General features: G+C 56.2%; 12 protein-coding genes. 6 read left to right on the top strand and 6 right to left on the bottom strand.

Annotation, left to right across the window (positions count from 1 at the left end; genetic code table 11):
- Positions 1-67 precede the first annotated feature (67 nt).
- Positions 68-892, bottom strand: a complete 825-nt coding sequence (locus ACR3FE_RS08985) for an undecaprenyl-diphosphate phosphatase (RefSeq protein WP_458206769.1) — start codon at positions 890-892, stop codon at positions 68-70.
- 120 nt (positions 893-1,012) lie between these two features.
- The gene (locus ACR3FE_RS08990; RefSeq protein WP_458206770.1) at positions 1,013-1,921 is read right to left on the bottom strand and encodes an alkaline phosphatase family protein; all 909 of its coding nucleotides are present in this window, start codon (positions 1,919-1,921) and stop codon (positions 1,013-1,015) included.
- 243 nt (positions 1,922-2,164) lie between these two features.
- On the opposite strand from ACR3FE_RS08990, the gene ACR3FE_RS08995 reads away from it, so the two are divergent.
- The 3 genes from ACR3FE_RS08995 (at position 2,165) to ACR3FE_RS09005 (ending at position 7,377) form a co-directional block, all read left to right on the top strand.
- Positions 2,165-3,823, top strand: coding sequence for an O-antigen ligase family protein (locus tag ACR3FE_RS08995; protein WP_458206771.1), 1,659 nt, complete (start codon positions 2,165-2,167; stop codon positions 3,821-3,823).
- Between the two features lie 495 nt (positions 3,824-4,318).
- Positions 4,319-5,767 carry a sugar transferase gene (locus ACR3FE_RS09000; protein WP_458206772.1) on the top strand — a complete coding sequence of 483 codons (1,449 nt, stop codon included), beginning with the start codon at positions 4,319-4,321 and terminating at the stop codon, positions 5,765-5,767.
- A 695-nt stretch (positions 5,768-6,462) separates the two neighbouring features.
- Entirely contained in the window at positions 6,463-7,377 is a 915-nt protein-coding gene (locus ACR3FE_RS09005; RefSeq protein WP_458206773.1) for an NAD-dependent epimerase/dehydratase family protein, read from the top strand.
- 17 nt (positions 7,378-7,394) lie between these two features.
- On the opposite strand, the gene ACR3FE_RS09010 is transcribed toward ACR3FE_RS09005, so the two are convergent.
- The 3 genes from ACR3FE_RS09010 to ACR3FE_RS09020 form a co-directional block, all read right to left on the bottom strand.
- Positions 7,395-8,546, bottom strand: coding sequence for a glycosyltransferase family 2 protein (locus ACR3FE_RS09010; RefSeq protein WP_458206774.1), 1,152 nt, complete (start codon positions 8,544-8,546; stop codon positions 7,395-7,397).
- A 52-nt stretch (positions 8,547-8,598) separates the two neighbouring features.
- Positions 8,599-9,741, bottom strand: coding sequence for a glycosyltransferase family 4 protein (locus tag ACR3FE_RS09015; RefSeq protein WP_458206775.1), 1,143 nt, complete (start codon positions 9,739-9,741; stop codon positions 8,599-8,601).
- A gap of 77 nt (positions 9,742-9,818) precedes the next feature.
- Positions 9,819-10,976, bottom strand: a complete 1,158-nt coding sequence (locus tag ACR3FE_RS09020) for a glycosyltransferase family 4 protein (RefSeq protein ID WP_458206776.1) — start codon at positions 10,974-10,976, stop codon at positions 9,819-9,821.
- Positions 10,977-11,248: 272 nt separating this feature from the next.
- Between ACR3FE_RS09020 and ACR3FE_RS09025 the strand changes: the two genes are divergently transcribed.
- Genes ACR3FE_RS09025 through ACR3FE_RS09035 form a run of 3 tightly spaced genes read left to right on the top strand, consistent with a single transcriptional unit; the run spans position 11,249 to position 14,940 of the window.
- Positions 11,249-12,031, top strand: coding sequence for an alkaline phosphatase family protein (locus ACR3FE_RS09025; RefSeq protein WP_458206777.1), 783 nt, complete (start codon positions 11,249-11,251; stop codon positions 12,029-12,031).
- Between the two features lie 15 nt (positions 12,032-12,046).
- Positions 12,047-13,360 carry a sulfatase-like hydrolase/transferase gene (locus ACR3FE_RS09030; RefSeq protein WP_458206778.1) on the top strand — a complete coding sequence of 438 codons (1,314 nt, stop codon included), beginning with the start codon at positions 12,047-12,049 and terminating at the stop codon, positions 13,358-13,360.
- 41 nt (positions 13,361-13,401) lie between these two features.
- Positions 13,402-14,940, top strand: coding sequence for a flippase (locus ACR3FE_RS09035; RefSeq protein WP_458206779.1), 1,539 nt, complete (start codon positions 13,402-13,404; stop codon positions 14,938-14,940).
- Between the two features lie 71 nt (positions 14,941-15,011).
- Here ACR3FE_RS09035 and ACR3FE_RS09040 read toward each other — a convergent pair whose 3' ends face one another.
- Positions 15,012-16,454, bottom strand: a complete 1,443-nt coding sequence (locus tag ACR3FE_RS09040; RefSeq protein ID WP_458206780.1) for an O-antigen ligase family protein — start codon at positions 16,452-16,454, stop codon at positions 15,012-15,014.
- Between the last annotated feature and the right edge of the window lie 87 nt (positions 16,455-16,541).

The raw sequence follows: 16,541 nt of genomic DNA on the forward strand, positions 1-16,541 counted from the left end.
TACTTGGGACATAATAGTCGGGGGGTCGAAACCTTCGCCAGGGACGAAACCGGCGTCGTGACCCGAATCAGACGACGAGCAGGGCGACCCCGCCGACTACCGCCAACGAACCGAGACCGACGCAGACAGCCCAAAAGGAGACGCGCTCGACGACCCGCATCAGTGCGTCTATCGTCAAGTACCCCACGAATGCACTGGCCGCGAGTGCTACGAGCGCCGAGTCGGGTTCGACGGCCGGAAGCCCGCCGGTTTCCAGGACGACCAGCACACCCGCCCCGGCGGCGGCAGGGATACTGAGGAGAAATGACAGTCGGAACGCGTTCGGACCGTCGTGTCCACGAAAGAGGAGTGCACTTGCGGTCGTTCCGGAACGCGAGACGCCAGGGAGGATGGCCAACCCCTGCATCGCCCCGACGAGCACGGCGTCGACGAGGTCGGGGGAGTCACGGCCACCCATGTCGAGACTATTTACTGTCCGGAGGAGGACGCCGGTGCCGATCAGCAAAACGCCGATGAGCGCGACGAAGCCGCCACCGGCGAGTTCGGTGACGACCGCATCGAGCGTGAAATACGCAAGAAGGCCGACGACGCCCGAGGCCACAGTGGCGACGGCGAAAAACGTGAGATCGGCGCAGTCACCATCGAAGGCCGAGGCGGGCCGCCAATGTGGTAATTCCCGGAGGACAGCCCCGAGTTCCCCCCGATAGTATCCCGCTGCGGCGATGGCGGTTCCGGCGTGCAAGAACAGCGAGAATCGCAGTGCCGCCTCGGGGGCGGTTCCGGTGGCGGTCAGAAAGAGGGTAATGTTCCCTTCGCTGGAGATGGGAAGCCACTCGAAGACACCTTGGAGGATTCCGGCGAGGAGCGCGATCAGGAGAGTGCGGTCGGCCATGTCAAAGCGGGGTCGTGCGGGGCAGAAAGGTGATTCGGTTTTCCAGTCCTCTTGTTAGCGAATCGTCTTCTCGGTGTGTTTACCTGCTCGTTTCGCCAATTCTGGACTTCACATCACTGCTTACATCGTGTAGCCGAGGTCGCGGAGCTGCTGTTCGACGGCGGAATCCTCGTATTCCTCGACCTCCTCGGGCGGTTCCGACCGGATCGTCTTCCGCTCGCCGTTCTGCGTGACGAACCAGGGAACCTTCACGAGTTCGTCCATGTAGACGCCGTCCGGATGACCGTAGGTGCGGATCGGCGTCGGGAACATGCGCTCGCCGAGGAGTTCGCCGTGGTCGGCAGAGATAACCGTCTTCCCCTGTAGTTCGGTCAGGAGCGTCTCGACTTCGTCCAGGACGAGGTCGAGGTTCTCCTCGTAGGCTCGCCGAACCAGTCCGTTTTGGAGGCCGTACTTCTCGCCTATCTCGTGGAGTTCGTCCGTCGCATCGAAGTGTTCTCGACCGAGCGGGCCGATGAACGGGTAGTGTGGCTGGACGTAGTGAATGAGGAGTCGCTTGTCCGGATACTTCTCTGCCGCGTCGAGTGCGGCCTCGGTCAGCGTCTCCGGTCGCGCGATGGTGTTTTCCTCCCCCTCCCGATACTCGTCCTGCCAGACGCCGATGTGGGCGTGTAGTTCGGACTCGATGTCGTCCCGGATGTGGACGTAGTTGCCGTTCGCGGTGACGTAGACCACGTCGTGTAGCTCGCGCCCGGTGAAGTTGGCCCGAACCCACTCGCGGGTCATACTTCCACGGGAGATGCGCGATTCGAGGGTTCCGTCTAACCGCCCTGCTCTGGCGGCAAACGTGTCGTAGCGACAGGCATCGAGGATGACGAGGTTGTCCCAGTCCTCGCCGAACACATCGATTCCGTCGTTGTACTGGCCGTCTGTCTGTAGCGAGTAGTAGAGACGACTGAGCTGCCGACCGAGTGCATATCTATCGGGGATGTCTCCCCGTTTCGCTCGATCCAAAACGCGGCCGATCATATATCGAAAAACGAGTCGATAACATACTTAGCTGTTGTGTCCGTTCGATTGAAAGAATTCGTCGCCGGAACGTTGTCTTCGCGTTTCCACTATCAGTTATCATTACGTTTCTGCTAAGAGTCGCACTTGGTGAACATATTTTTACAACTTAGAATACTCTTATAGCACACCCTCAAGTGTGATATTGGTATGGACGTGATTGCATCGAACGATGCGAGAGCTACTCCTAGCTCGTGGTCTCAAGTGATTCTTCTCACCCTCGTTCTCGTACTGGGTCTCACGTTGTTTGCCCCCCTCTTCCGCACCCTGGTTCAGCTTTCCGGATTGCCCCTCCCACTCCCGTTGCTGTGGGGTGTCGGATTCACCGGGCTCGCCTTCGCGGCGGTCGTCGCTTACGAACGTGCGTGGCTTCTCGGTGGCATCATCGGGCTGGTCGTCCTCGCAACCTTCAACGCCGACGTTCCGTTCATGGCAGCGGCACATCAGTATCCGAAAGACGTGGTCGGTCGGCTCCTCCTCGCCCAACTGCCACTCGCGTATCTCTGCGTGGTAGCGGTCGTGAAGGGCTGGCATCGAGAGTCGGCGAGTCGTCCGATCTACCTGCTGGGCGGGTTCGTCGTGGCGGCCCTGCTCGCGGCCCTCCTCGGTGTCCGGCCAAAACTCGTTCCGGCGGGATTCTTCGTCATCTACGCGGCAGAACTCGCCCTGATCCTCTGGTTCGTCGAGACTGCGATCGCGCGCCGACTCATCACGTCTCGTCAACTTGCAGCGGTCTTCCTTCTCACGATCGTCGGCCACTCGCTCGTCGGTCTCGCACAGTTCGCCCACCAGGATCCGTTCGGGCTGACGTACCTCGGAGAAGGTGGTCCACGCATGCGGACGTGGCTGACACTCCCCCTCCTCGGGCGGTTCAGTATCGGTCCCTTCGTGGCCGGATTCACGGGCATGTCGTTCACGCTCGCCATCTTCTGTACCGCCGCGATGCCACTCGCTGCCGGGATGGCACTTCGAGTGCGCGGCTGGCGGCGGTACGCGCTCGCGGCAGCCCTCGTCCTGCTGGCCGTCATCGTCCGATTCTCGGCTGCCGACTCGGTGCGGGGCGCGCTCTTTCTGACGCTGGTGGTCTTCAGCGGCTTGCTCGCGTACCTCGCGTGGCGGTCTTCGGTCTCGTTCCGCCCGTCGAGGGGAAAGACCATCGGGGCCGTCTGTCTCGTCCTCGTTCTCGTCTCCATCGTCGCCCTGCCGTCGATGGCGTCCGATACGTCGTTCTCCGTTCCAGGCGGCTCCGACCCGTCATCCGAGGGCGCAGCATCCGCACAGATGACGACCGATTCGGTTACGACTACAGAGACCACGACAGAAGAGACATCGACGACGGAATCGACAACGACTGCCACCACGACCTCGAACGAGACGGCTCGGAATGCAGCGGAATCGGATGGTGGCGGTAAAGAGGTCTCGATTCCGTTGTTCTCGACGGCCAATCTGGGGACTCGGTTGCGCCAGTACGCCGTCGCACTCGACGTGTTCGCATCCCACCCCATCTTCGGCATCGGGGGGATGAACTTCGTCCACGTTGCGGGTGAGTACGACCTTCCAGTCCCTGACGGATACGAGTATCCGCGTCTCATCCACAACACCTACCTCGCGTTGCTCACCGAGACCGGCCTGGTCGGCTTCACGATGTACGTGGGGGCGATCACGGCGATCGGCTTCTACGGCTGGCGACTCTTACACGAGCGGTCGTCCGATGCGATCCTCGTCGCTGGCCTTCTCGCTGGTGGGCTCGGCATCGCGGCGTTCTCGTTCTGGAACCCGCAACTCTACAACGCGAAGGTCACCTTCGTCTTCTGGATACTCGCCGCGACCATCTCGGGCGAGTATCGAAAGTACCAGAGATAGCGCACTTTTAACGGGGGGTATTCAGTCTTTCTCGGCAGACAGCGAACTCCATATAAAATCTGCGTCATTTAACCCAAAAGTACTTAAGTACAAATTGATCATTAGTAATGTATAGGGCTGAAATTCAATCGGACGATACCCGAATTTGCCGATCTCTAGAAAGGAATCTGTATCGCGGCTTTTCCTCTCCATACTCGTCTGGAGTATCGTCTTATTGGCACTGTAACAGTATCCCGACCCGCCTACTGCATATTCTTTCACAGTTCGTGACGACGTTCTAACGCTCTGAAACGAACGCGGAGACCAATTTGGTGTGGAGATTGCCGGTGTACGGTCTATATGACGCGGATGCAACTAGGTTGTGATGGATTTTATTGGTTGTATGACCTAAGTTTAGCATAGTAGTTTATTCTACATTTTGAAGGCCATTTCAATATAGTTATTAATATTAACGAGGCACAGCCTTTATGAAGTCTACTCTCCCTTACTCAGCTAATGGTCTCTGGCCTCCGCTATCGACTGGCGAGTATCGGCGGTACGACCTTGACCGCCATGCTCGTCGTCGTTATCGCGAACCTCCCCCCCGTTCAGCAGTCGGTCACGACACTTGTTCCTGTGGTCAGCCAACTTCCGGGACAGGTACTTACCGGAGAGCGCTTTATGTTCACGACGCTGATTACTGCGACGGTCGTGACTGCCAGCCTCGTACCGATATACAAGCCACGGCCGCGGCGCATCCTTGACACCATCTTCCTCACAGAAAAACGGGTGTTGGTAGCGTGTTTCGCGCTCGCGACCATCGGCTACTTCGATTACAGCTACCGCCTGCCGCGTTCGACGCTCATCGTCGTCACGGCGCTATTGGGTCTCGGCCTTCCGCTCCTGTTCATCGTGATTCGCCGGCAACCGATTGACGAGCACGCGCGTGCCGTCGTCGTCGGCGACGATATCGAGGCTATCGACTCCGTTCTCGAAACCACCTCGATCCCAGTGCTAGGGTACGTCTCGCCGCCGATCGGACGCGGAATCAAATCAGAGCACGGCACCCCCCTCGTCGCCGACGGAGGGGGCGAGCAACCGCTGTCCGGAGCCCACCGACTTGGTGGTCTCTCCCGGCTAGAGGAAGTGCTGCTCGAAAACGACATCGATACCGCGATTCTCGCCTTCTCGACCACCGATCGAGCTGAGTTTTTCGGTGCGCTCGACACCTGCCACAAGCACGGTGTGACTGCGCAGGCTCCAAGTCGACATATCGATAGCGTCCTCACCAAAACCGAAGCAACGGCGGACGACAAACTCGTCGAAATCGCATTAGAACCGTGGGATTGGCAGGATTATCTCTTCAAGCGGACGTTCGACGTACTATTCGCAACAGTCAGCCTCCTCGCGCTTGCCCCGCTTCTCGGCGTCATTGCATTGTCTATCAAACTCGACAGTCCTGGTACCGTCTTCTACAGCCAGGCCCGAACTGCAGAATTCGGTGGGACATTCCAAGTGTACAAATTCCGGAGTATGGTTACGGATGCAGAAGCCGAAACTGGAGCGAAGGTGAGCGAGGAAGACAAGGGTGAAGTTGACCCACGCGTGACGCGCGTCGGCCGGATTCTCAGGCGAACCCATTTGGACGAAATACCACAGCTGTGGTCTATCCTCATGGGGGACATGAGCGTTGTCGGGCCACGCCCAGAGCGACCGGAACTGGATTCCGACATCGAAACTGGTGTTGTCGAGTGGCGAAAGCGCTGGTTCATCAAGCCCGGCCTGACCGGCCTCGCCCAAATCAGTGACGCGACCGGCCACGAACCGGCCAAAAAACTGCGGTACGACATCGAGTATATCCGCCGACAATCGTTCTGGTTCGACATCCAGATCGTGACAAGACAAATCTGGCAAGTGGTGCGGGACGTCGGGTATCTCGTCCGCGACGAAGACAAAGTGGAGTAAAGACACCATTTAGCTTGCTCGGCACTGTTTAGTTAAGCGATTCTGGAATATGCTGGCTGTACAGCGCTTCTCCAGCCTTTGTTGATCTGAAAATCTCATGAATTTTTGTGAACTCTTGGTGAGGTCTGCGAATTCGCGGCATTCATAGTTCACCAATCCTTCATTTCACCGAATAGTTACTCGTTCACCTCCTTTGAGACACATTTATCCGACCGCAGTCTGGTGGATTCGCTTATCTAGACAGTGCCGCTTGCTCAATTTTGTAATTTGCGTCAAAACCTACTTCGGAAAATATTACGCTGCTCAAGATAGAGAATGTACCAGACGAATAGGCGTAGATCGGTTGAGATCGATGTGGTCTGTCCATTGCCGGCTCTCGAAACAATCGTTTCAGAAGGCATCTTTGAGAATCTGATTTACTGAAGAGGAATTGTTCAGCGACATGTTGTTAATACCAATTACATTCATAACAACTAGCCGTCTCCATAGTTCTCATTTCAAGATTTCCTGAGGCTGTTGACGAAGCTATTTATCGTGAGAATACGGAGTTAATCGACGATTGAGTCATCGACCCTGATCGTATTCAAGGCCGAATGCGAGAGTGGTCACTATCATGGGTTCGAGAGATTGTAACACACCCAACTATTCCGCCAGTAGAAACAGATTTAATCGAGGGCTCTCCACAAGGAAGACGAATGGTACAAACACCAGTCGCCCAAACAATCCTTGTCACCGGTGGAGCGGGATTCGTCGGAAGTCATCTCGCCGATGTACTCGTCCCGGATAACGATGTTCGAATCCTTGACAATTTTACTACCGGGAAACGTTCAAACGTGAACGAAAACGCGACGGTGATCGAAGGGGATATTTGTGATTCAGAGACCCTAGACCGTGCAACGGCGAACGTAGATCTGATTTTTCACGAGGCAGGTGTCGTAAGTGTCGAAAAATCCGTCGAAGATCCAGTGCGCTCGAACGAAGTCAATCTGGATGCGACGCTCGCACTCTTAGAGAGAGCACGGAACCTCGACGCTCGCGTCGTCTTGGCGTCGAGCTGTGCGATTTACGGACAACCGACTGACGTTCCGATTTCGGAGGACGAACCATTTTCTCCCTCGTCTCCGTATGGGTTACAGAAATCTGCGCTTGACCACTACGCCCACCTCTATGAGGAACTGTACGGACTAGAGACGGTCGCTCTCAGGTACTTCAACATCTATGGCCCTCGGCAATCGAGCGGCGATTACAGTGGCGTTATCAGCATCTTCAAACGCCAAGCAACGAACGACGAGCCGATCACCGTCGACGGCGATGGAAAGCAGACGCGCGATTTCGTCCACATCGACGACGTCGTGCGGGCTAATTTGCTGGCAGCAACGACCGACCACGTTGGAGAAGCATACAACGTCGGTACTGGTGAGAGCGTTACGATAAACGAACTAGCCGAGACGATTCGTGATGTCTCCGGGTCGTCGTCGGAGATCGTCCATACGGATCCCCGCCCGGGGGACATCCAAGAAAGCGAAGCAGACATCTCAAAAGCAAGGAAAAATCTGGGTTATGAGCCGACTATCTCATTGCACGAAGGTTTGCAATCTATCATCAATTGATTCCATCGGATGCGTTCTTAACTGAGGTCTCTGGTAGAGGTCCAGATATCGATAGAAGCACCTGATAAGAACCGCATAAATCCGGATGCGAAAGCAAGGTTCATACTGAGGAAGTATGCCGGAATTCCAAACAGTGTTAACGACCGCGCGCGCGGACTCATCATTCCTACTACTGCTGCGATATAGCACGCGAGTTGTCCGACCAGTAGTGTAGTCACAAGCAAAGACGGCACAAGCAATGCAAGCACTGCGTTCGACAGAAGGACAAGCAATAACACTGCAGGTAAACACCATCTGAGAACTTTGTGTGAGAAAAACTCGAATGCGATCAACCCGTGTCGAGGGGAGAGTAGCGTTCGATACCATACGAGGGACTGATAGTTTCCGGCTCCGATTCTGATCCGTCGTTTGTATTCCTGCCAGAGATCCCCTGTTGTCTGTTCGGTCGCTTTTGCTGAATCAACAAAAACGATCCGACGACCGCTTATTGCCTGCTGTAGTACAACGATAAAATCGTCTGTGAGTGCTGCTTCCGGAATCTGGTCGAAATCCTTCTGTCGTAGCGCGAGCATGCCACCATTGGCGCTCACCGTCGTTCCTAGCTTTGATTCGAGTTTTCGGATTCCCAATTCGTATTTCCAATAAGAACTCTCGGTACTCTTCCCCTCAGCATCTACCAACCGAAGTGACCCTGTTGTCAATCCCACAGTGTCGTCGGCGAGTGGGGCGACCAGTTCGGTTATCGCGTTGGAGTCGTACATTGTGTTTGCATCGGAAAACACGAGTACGTCTCCGGTTGCTTTGGCAACTGCTCGGTTGAGGGCGTAACTCTTTCCTCGTCGTTCTTCTAACGAGAGGAGTCGCGTTCGAGATCCAGCGTATTGCTCGACGAGAGCGTCCGTCGTATCAGTTGAATCCGAGACAACGATGCAATCGAATCGACCGTCGTACTCGATGGCCCGTGTGTTCTCGAGCTTTTCCTTCATAATCGCTTCTTCGTTGTGAGCAGCGACGATCATCGTAACCGATGGACGGAAACCAGAGTAACTCTCCTCATCCTGTTGCATGAATTTCGATAACATGAGAAGGGCGAGCGGATACCCGACGTAGGTGTATAGTATTGTTGATAAGCCGATTATAAAAACGAGTGTCACCAGAAGAGCGATCATCGTTCGACAGTTATCGAGAGAGGAAATAAGAGTTGGTGATAGTGATTTCGATTCAGAACATCGAATCCCAGGTTTCCGCGATCTTCTTTGCCGTCTGTTGCCACGAGAATTCGGTTGCTCGTTCGTACCCGAGTTCTCGATACTCGTCTCGTGCGTGCTCGTTTGTCCACAGTTCGCTGATCTCTTGGCTGATTGAGGATACGTCCTGGGGATCGACCGTTACTGCCGCGTCACCGACCACTTCCGGGAGCGACGAGGTGTTCGATGTAATGACGGGCGTGCCGGACTGTATCGCCTCCAAGACGGGGAGACCAAATCCTTCATAGAGAGATGGAAATACGAAAATGCGGGCCATATTATAGAGCAGCGGGAGGTCTTCTTCCGCAACATAGCCGGTAAACGTGATCTGATCCTTGAAGCGACACTGTTGGTATACCGTTTTAAACGTTTCATCCGCGAGTTGCTCTTTACCAACGATTACGAGCGGGGGTCGCTCCTCTTCGTTTAGCAAGGATAGCGCTTCGATAACCGTTACTAGATTTTTCCGTGGTTCGATGTTTCCGACATAGAGGAGAAACTGGTCGGGTAAATCGTATTCTTCTCGTAGTCGTTCACGTGTATTCGACGAGAGTTTGCGCGGTCGATAGCGCTCGTTGGCTGCACCCGGTGCTACCGAGACTCGTTCGGGTTGCACGTCGCGGTATTTTTGGAGGTCCTGTTCCGAGTGGCTTGAGACAGTAATGATCTGATCTGCCTTCTTGACTGCTCTGCCGAGAAACGCTTGAAGGTAGATACGATACAACCGAGGGTGTGCATCCGGATAAGTTCGATGAATCATATCATGGACGATGATCGCACTCGGTCCATCGAACAAAATGGGCTGAACAAAGTTCGGTCCGAAGAACGCGTCTATCCGGTCTTCTTTTAGCGCCCTTAGCAGGGTTATGTTCACCCACCAAGCCGGTGCAGCAGGCCCAAGCAGGTCGTCTACGAAACTGGGAGAGCGTATTGGTCGCCAAACGAGCGTGGTGCTCTCTGGGGTTTCGATCGATGCAGGGGATTCGTTCGCGCGGTCGTCGTAATATGCGTAAAGCGTATGCCCTGCGAAGGCACCCGACTCTATGATATTCGCAAGATAGTTGCCAACTCCCGAGATATTTCCAACTAGCGTTCGTGCGTCGAGCCCGATCTTCATCAGTTCCCTTTTTCTAATCTGGTTCTATAATAGATTCCGCCTTCAAATCGAAAAGTCAGTAGTTCCTATAGTATGGATTACTTCGCCTTGATCGTACGTGGGGATGTCTCGGCGAGTTTCTCTTCCACAACGGCTCGAATTTCCGTTCGAAAACGATTCCGACTGAATCGCTCGGTAATCGACGGGAGGTTCGTTCGAAGCTCTCGTTCGAGGTCTGGATTCGAGAGAACAGTGTCGATGTTTTCCACGGCCTCCGAAACAGTATCGTAGAGGAGGGTGGACTGATTATTGACGATTTCTCGTTGACCACCGCTATTGGGTACAAAGGGAAGGGCATCTCCGGCAACCATTTCTGCAACGACCATCCCAAAATGCTCGTTGTTCTTCCCATGCAGTCCGTATCGGTGCGTGTTAACCAGTTGAACTAGCTCTTTACGACTAACTTCGTTCTCTATATGAATGAAGTCGTGTTTCTCAGCTCTCGCTTCTATTTGTTGCTGATAGTCGGACATATGTGGTGGTCCGATCAAGTGGAGGTGAACGTCGTGACCACGTTTGTGAAGTCGAGTGATGATTTCGATGTTTCGAAGGATGTTCTTGTCGGGTGCAAAGCGACCGATCGAAACGAAGCCGTTTTCTTGTTCGTCGTGCGGAACGGGGTTGAATTCCTCCGTATCTACCGGAGGGTAGAGTGGCTGCGCGTCGGTGTCGTACACTCGATCGACCAGGTCGGCCATCCACCGAGAGTTGGCGAACACGGCACTCTTCCGGAGGTGGTCGTCGGTCACGCCCGCGACCGCAGCGCAGACGCGCTTGTACGCCCGTCGCCCGCTCGTCTGCTCGCGCGCGTCAAGCGACTCCGCAGGTTGGCGATAGACGGGATGGTGGACGTACATCACGCAGGGGCTATCGACCGCAAGTTCGTTGTACGTCCCGACGACGAGGTCGAACGACTCAGTTTTCGACCGGATCGCGCGATTGAGGAGGGCGTACTTCAGTAGGCCGAGCCCCGACCCGAGGAGTCGCTGTGCGACCACGTTGGCCGTCGGCACCACCACCGAAACGTCGCCGACCTCAGTGTTGTAGTAGGCGTTCAGCGCGTCGAAATCCGGGCGTGCCGTCGTGAAGAGAGTGATGTCGTGTTCGGTCTGGAGGGCTTCGAGGACGTTCATCGAGACGGCTTCCGCACCGCCCTTGACAGAGAAGTCGGGGTGGACGACAGTGATTCGAGCCATGTGGAGTGCAAATTTTCCGTTAGTATAAGTAACCTCCCGGTTCGCCTTCAACAAGTATTATGCTTCTACCCAATCTATCCGAAATAGAATCCAATCCCTTCACCGATATTGTAGAAAATATGAATAAAGTAAAAAAAGTAATTGACGATCCTGCAAAACTAATGTATAAAACTCGACAGTATGTCGGGCGAGTGGAAAACCGGATACTCGGTTGCGACGTAATGGCCGAGGACTGGGACAATCTTCTGATTCTCGATGCGTGTCGGTACGATATGTTCGAACGCTTATCGGATCTCCCCGGCGACCTTCAGTCACGACGGTCGAAGGGGTCGGCGACCCGCGAGTTCGTCACCAACAACTTCGCCGGAAAGGAGTTCTACGATACCGTCTACGTGACGGGGAACCCATTCGTGTCGATGGACGCTGGCGACTCGTTTCACGCCCTCGAAGAGGTGTGGAAGAGCCAGTGGGACGACGAACACGGGACGGTGCTCCCCGGGAGCATCCGGGATGCGACGCTCCGTGCCGTCGACCGATATCCCGACAAGCGATTCGTCGCTCACTTCATGCAACCTCACCACCCCTTCATCGGGCCGACTGCGAAGGAGACGATCGGCACAATGAACGGGAACAATTCCGCTCGACAACGAGCGCTCGGCGAGGACACCGATACGGACGATGCACAGAAGGTCTGGCACCAGGTTCGAAACGGCGACCTCTCCCCAGAGACGCTGAAGCGCGCGTACGACGAGAATTTGGAGATCATTCTTCCCATCATCGAAGAACTGTGCGAACGGCTGGACGGCAAGACGGTCGTCACCTCCGACCACGGAAATCTCCTCGACGAATCGGCGTACGGCGTGCTCTCGGCCAGTCCGCATCGCTACGCCCACCCGAAGTACGCGACCGCCGATCCGCTGGTGAAGGTTCCGTGGCTCGTGTGCCCGTCTCGAAACCGGCGGGCGATCACCAGCGAACCACCGACCGCCCACGAGTACGATGCGGTCGAACAGGAAACGCTCGACGAACGATTGGAATCTCTCGGATACAAGTAACGAGGCAGATACAAAATGACAAACGTTGCACTCGTCGTCCTCGACACGCTGCGAAAAGATGCGTTCGACCGCCACTTCGACTGGCTCCCCGGCAGGCGATTTGACCGGGCGTACTCCACCTCCAACTGGACCGTGCCAGCCCACGCCTCGCTCTTTACCGGCCAGTACGCGAGCGAAGTCGGCGTCCACGCGAAGAACATGTACTTCGACTGTGAGACGCCCGCACTCGCAGAACAGCTCCACGATGCTGGCTACACGACGCGGGCGTTCAGCGCGAACACCAACGTCTCGGGCCATTTCGACTTCGATAGAGGGTTCGATTCGTTCGACGCGCCGAAGGGGATCGAACACTTGAACGACGACGACCAGTTCGACTGGCGGGAGTTCAACCGATCCACTGGCAGCGAAGGCGTCGAGAAGTATCTCAAGGCGCTCGTTGCTTGCCTTCGAGACGATTCCGCGACCATTCCGTCGCTGATGACCGGTCTCAATCTCATCCGGAAGGGTGGCAACCCGACGGAGTACGGTGGGGCCGCCGACGCGCTCGACCTTATCCGTGAGACCCAGTTCGGTGACCAGGAGTTCCTCTTCTTGAACCTCATGGAGGCACACGAACCGTATCGCGTGCCGCCGGAGTATCAAACGGTGGACGAACCCGACCTCACCGACTCCGTCGGGGATATCAGCATCGGAGAGGTCGACGGCGAACAGACGATACAAGCTTACAAAGATTGTTCCCGGTATCTCTCGGACATTTACCGAAAGATATTCGACCGCCTTGAAGCGAAGTTCGATTACGTCATCACCCTCTCCGACCACGGCGAACTCCTCGGCGAATACGACGCGTGGGGCCACGAGCACGGCGTCTATCCCGAGTTGACCCACGTTCCTCTCATCATTTCCGGCGATGGGTTGTCGGGCAGCAGTTCGAACGCTGTGAGTCTTCTCGACGTGCATCGGACGATACAGGCCATGGCGGGCATCGACGGGAGATCGCGCGGGCGGAACCTCCTCGAAAACCCATCGGGCGAGGAGTTCCTCGCGGAGTATCGGGGTCTCACCTCGTGGAGCGAGAGTAAACTCCGGGAGAACGGCTACGAGAGGGAGGCCGAGACGTACGACCGGAAGCTATACGGCTACGTCGCTCGCCGCGATTACTACGGGTACGAAACGGTAGACGGCATCGAGAGTGTCGGTTCCGAGGACGTACCGGACGTCACCGACCGAATCCAGCGGCTTCAGGACGACCTTGACACGCGCGACGTCGAGCGGAACAACGACGTTCCGGACGAGATCAAAGACCGACTGGAAGATCTGGGCTACGCATAACCCGCCTGCAAGCAACTGCCGCCTACTCCATCTCCATATAAATGTCAGAAAAAGCTAAGAAGTTCTCGCAGACGCTCGCGTCGTCGGGGGCGATCCTCTTCGGCGGGATGGTTCTCCAGCTCGGGATCAACTTCGGCTCGAAGCTCCTCATCGCTCGTACCCTCGGGAAAGTGGATTACGGCGGTGTCTCGCTCGGCATCACGATGATGACGATGCTCTCGGTGCTCACGCTGGTCGGCACCGACACGGGTATCGGTCGGTATCTCCCTCGATTCGAAGAGCAGGAACGCAGGCGCGGTGTGCTCATCTCCGCGTTCCAGATCGTCGTTCCGATCGCCCTCGCGGTCGGTATCGGCATCGCCCTCCTCGCCGACCCGATAGCGACCGTGGTGTTCAGCGACTCCTCGCTCACACCCATCATCCGTATCTTCGGACTCGGCGTGCCGTTCATGGCGTTCGTCAAACTCACCATCGGTGGTATCCGGGGAATGGAAGATTCGCTTCCGAAAGTGTATCTCCAGAACATCGCCGTCCCCGTCTCGCGGTTCGCGTTCATCGCCGGGGCACTCGTTCTCGGCCTCGGAACGACCGGTGTCGCGTGGGCATACGCCATCTCCTATGGAATCGCGGCGCTGCTCGGCCTCTACTATCTCGCTCGTCACACGCCGCTCTTAGAGCGCGTCGAACCGGTACGGATGCACGGCGAACTGCTCGCATTCTCGGCACCGATCATGATCACCGCGACGATGAACATGATTCTGGGGAACATCGACATCTTCATGCTCGGCGTGTTCTCCGACGGAACCGGTGGTATCGGTATCTACAATTCGGTGTATCCGCTCGCCGCCATGCTGACGGTCGTGCTTACGTCGTTCGGTTTCATCTTCATGCCCGTCATCTCGAAGCTCCACTCGAACGACGAACACGGCGAGATGCGGCGGATGTACCAGCTCGTCTCCAAATGGGTGTTTCTGGCGACGGTTCCCGTCTTCCTCGTCGTCGTGCTCTTCCCCGACATCGTGATTCGAAACACGTTCGGCGCGGAGTACTCCGCAGGTGCGTTCACCCTCTCGCTCCTCGCGGTCGGATTCCTCGCACACGCCATCGCCGGTCCATCCGGAAATACGCTCACGTCGGTCGGGAAAACGAAGCTCATCATGTACGACAACGTGGCCGTCGCCATCGTGAACGTCGCACTCAACCTCGTTTTGATCCCTCGCTACTCGTACGTCGGTGCTGCCGTCGCAACCACCGTCGGCTATCTGCTGATGAACACCCTGTATCTCACACAGCTCTACCGCACCGTCGGCATCCACCCGTTCAGAGGAACGTTCTTCCGGACTGCGGCCGCAGCAGCCATCGCCGCCGGAGTCGCTTACGGTGGCACGTCGCTTCTGATAGACGTCACCATCGTCTCCCTTATCGGCGCGTTCGCGCTGTTCTGTGCCATCTACGTCGCGATGATACTCGCACTCGGTGGCATCGAGGAAGAGGAACTCGCACTCGTCGAGAGCTTCGAAGACCGATTCGGCATCGACCTCGAAGGCGCGAAGCAGGTCGCGCGTCGGGTTGCGAAGTAATCGACGGTTCGAGAACGACGATTCGAGAGCTTTCACCGCTGGCCTGTCGTCGGTGGTCTGTCGTCGCTGGCCTACTGTCGATAGCCGTTGATGAGATAACCGAAGACCAGCGCGGAGATGATCGTTGCGATAGCGATATTGAACATCGTGTACTTTTCGAACATGTGGTGAACCGAGAAGCCAAACGCAAAAGCAAGCATTGGAACGTCGACGGTTTCGTATCTGAACAACCCTTCAGCAATGCTTCCAAGCGTCAACACGAGGTACGCGAGCCCACCGACAATTCCGACGTTAATGAATATCTCCACGTAGGAATTATGGGGTGAATACCCACGTAATTGTGGATCTGGCACGAACGGCGCGATGACCTTGTCTTCAGAGACAACGCCATAGCCGAACGATCCTGGGGCGTTTAGTATAGCTCGAAAACCACCCTCCCAGAGTGCGAACCGGCCGTGGGGGTTGATCGGAACGATCGAAAAGAACATTCCAACGAAAAAGAGTACAGTCAGTCCACCAAGTGCGATGGTGGTGTAGGCGGCAGCTCGTCGACCTAATCCGACGTAGGTGACGTATACCGTCGCTGCGAGCGCTAGAGCGAGCCAACTCGCCCGAGAGTAACTCGCATACACACCGATGCTGTTCAACACGAACATCGCGCCTGCAAACGGAACGAGCAGGAACGACCGCCGCCGTAAGGCCTCACCTGTGAGTACGAGTGCCGCAAACGCACCTGCAAACGCGAGCCCGCCAAGCGTGTTTGGATTCGCGAAGATCGATTGTAGAAAGTGGAGCTTTGTACCGAGTAGTGGTAGACTGAATTGAGCTCCAAACAACCGTATCTGGAACCACGAGATCTGATACTCCCCGAGCACGTACGCCAGGAGCCCAAGTCCGACTGCGAACGTCGACGCGAGGCTCGCTCCCCAGAGGAAAATGTCACGGGAGACGTGTCGCGGGATGAAAAACAGATTCATCCCGAAGAGTAGCCCGACAAAAACGACGAAACTTGCTCTTCCCGATCCGGCAGCCATCCCATCCACATGGAAAAAGTACACGCCGAGAACGGTCGCGTACGCCGCGATGTAGACTGCCCGTTCCCGGAGGAATTCGACGAGGTTGTATCCGAGCAGCGGGTACGCCAGATAGTAGAGGTAGACGATAGCGACGTGGACGGTACGCCCCTCGTCGGCGGGCGGGATGTACTTGTACTCCTGACGTAGCAGAGCGAACGTCAGCAGTATCATGATTGCCAGCTGTGCGACGTGGAGCCAGAGGTTCCGGTCCCTGCGGTAGTAGCCGTGGGCGAACAGGAGAACCGGGGCGAAGATGACGTACAGGAGATTGATGTGAAACGCGGTGAACCATTCGGGGCTGTTCGTCGCACGAAGGAGTACGTCGGAGAAGAGGAGAGGGATCAGAAGGAGCTGTACGAGCGCAAGTGGGAAGTAACCGTGCTGGAACGGGTTTACCGGAAGCGTCGTGGAGGACGCCCGACGGTCTTCCAGCGTCATCGTTTCTCAACCCTCATGTCGGTAGTGTACTCCTTACCCCGTCATAGAACCTTTTCATCGTAATGTGAAAATTAAAGCAATATTACT

The sequence above is a fragment of the Haladaptatus rarus genome (assembly GCF_054177585.1).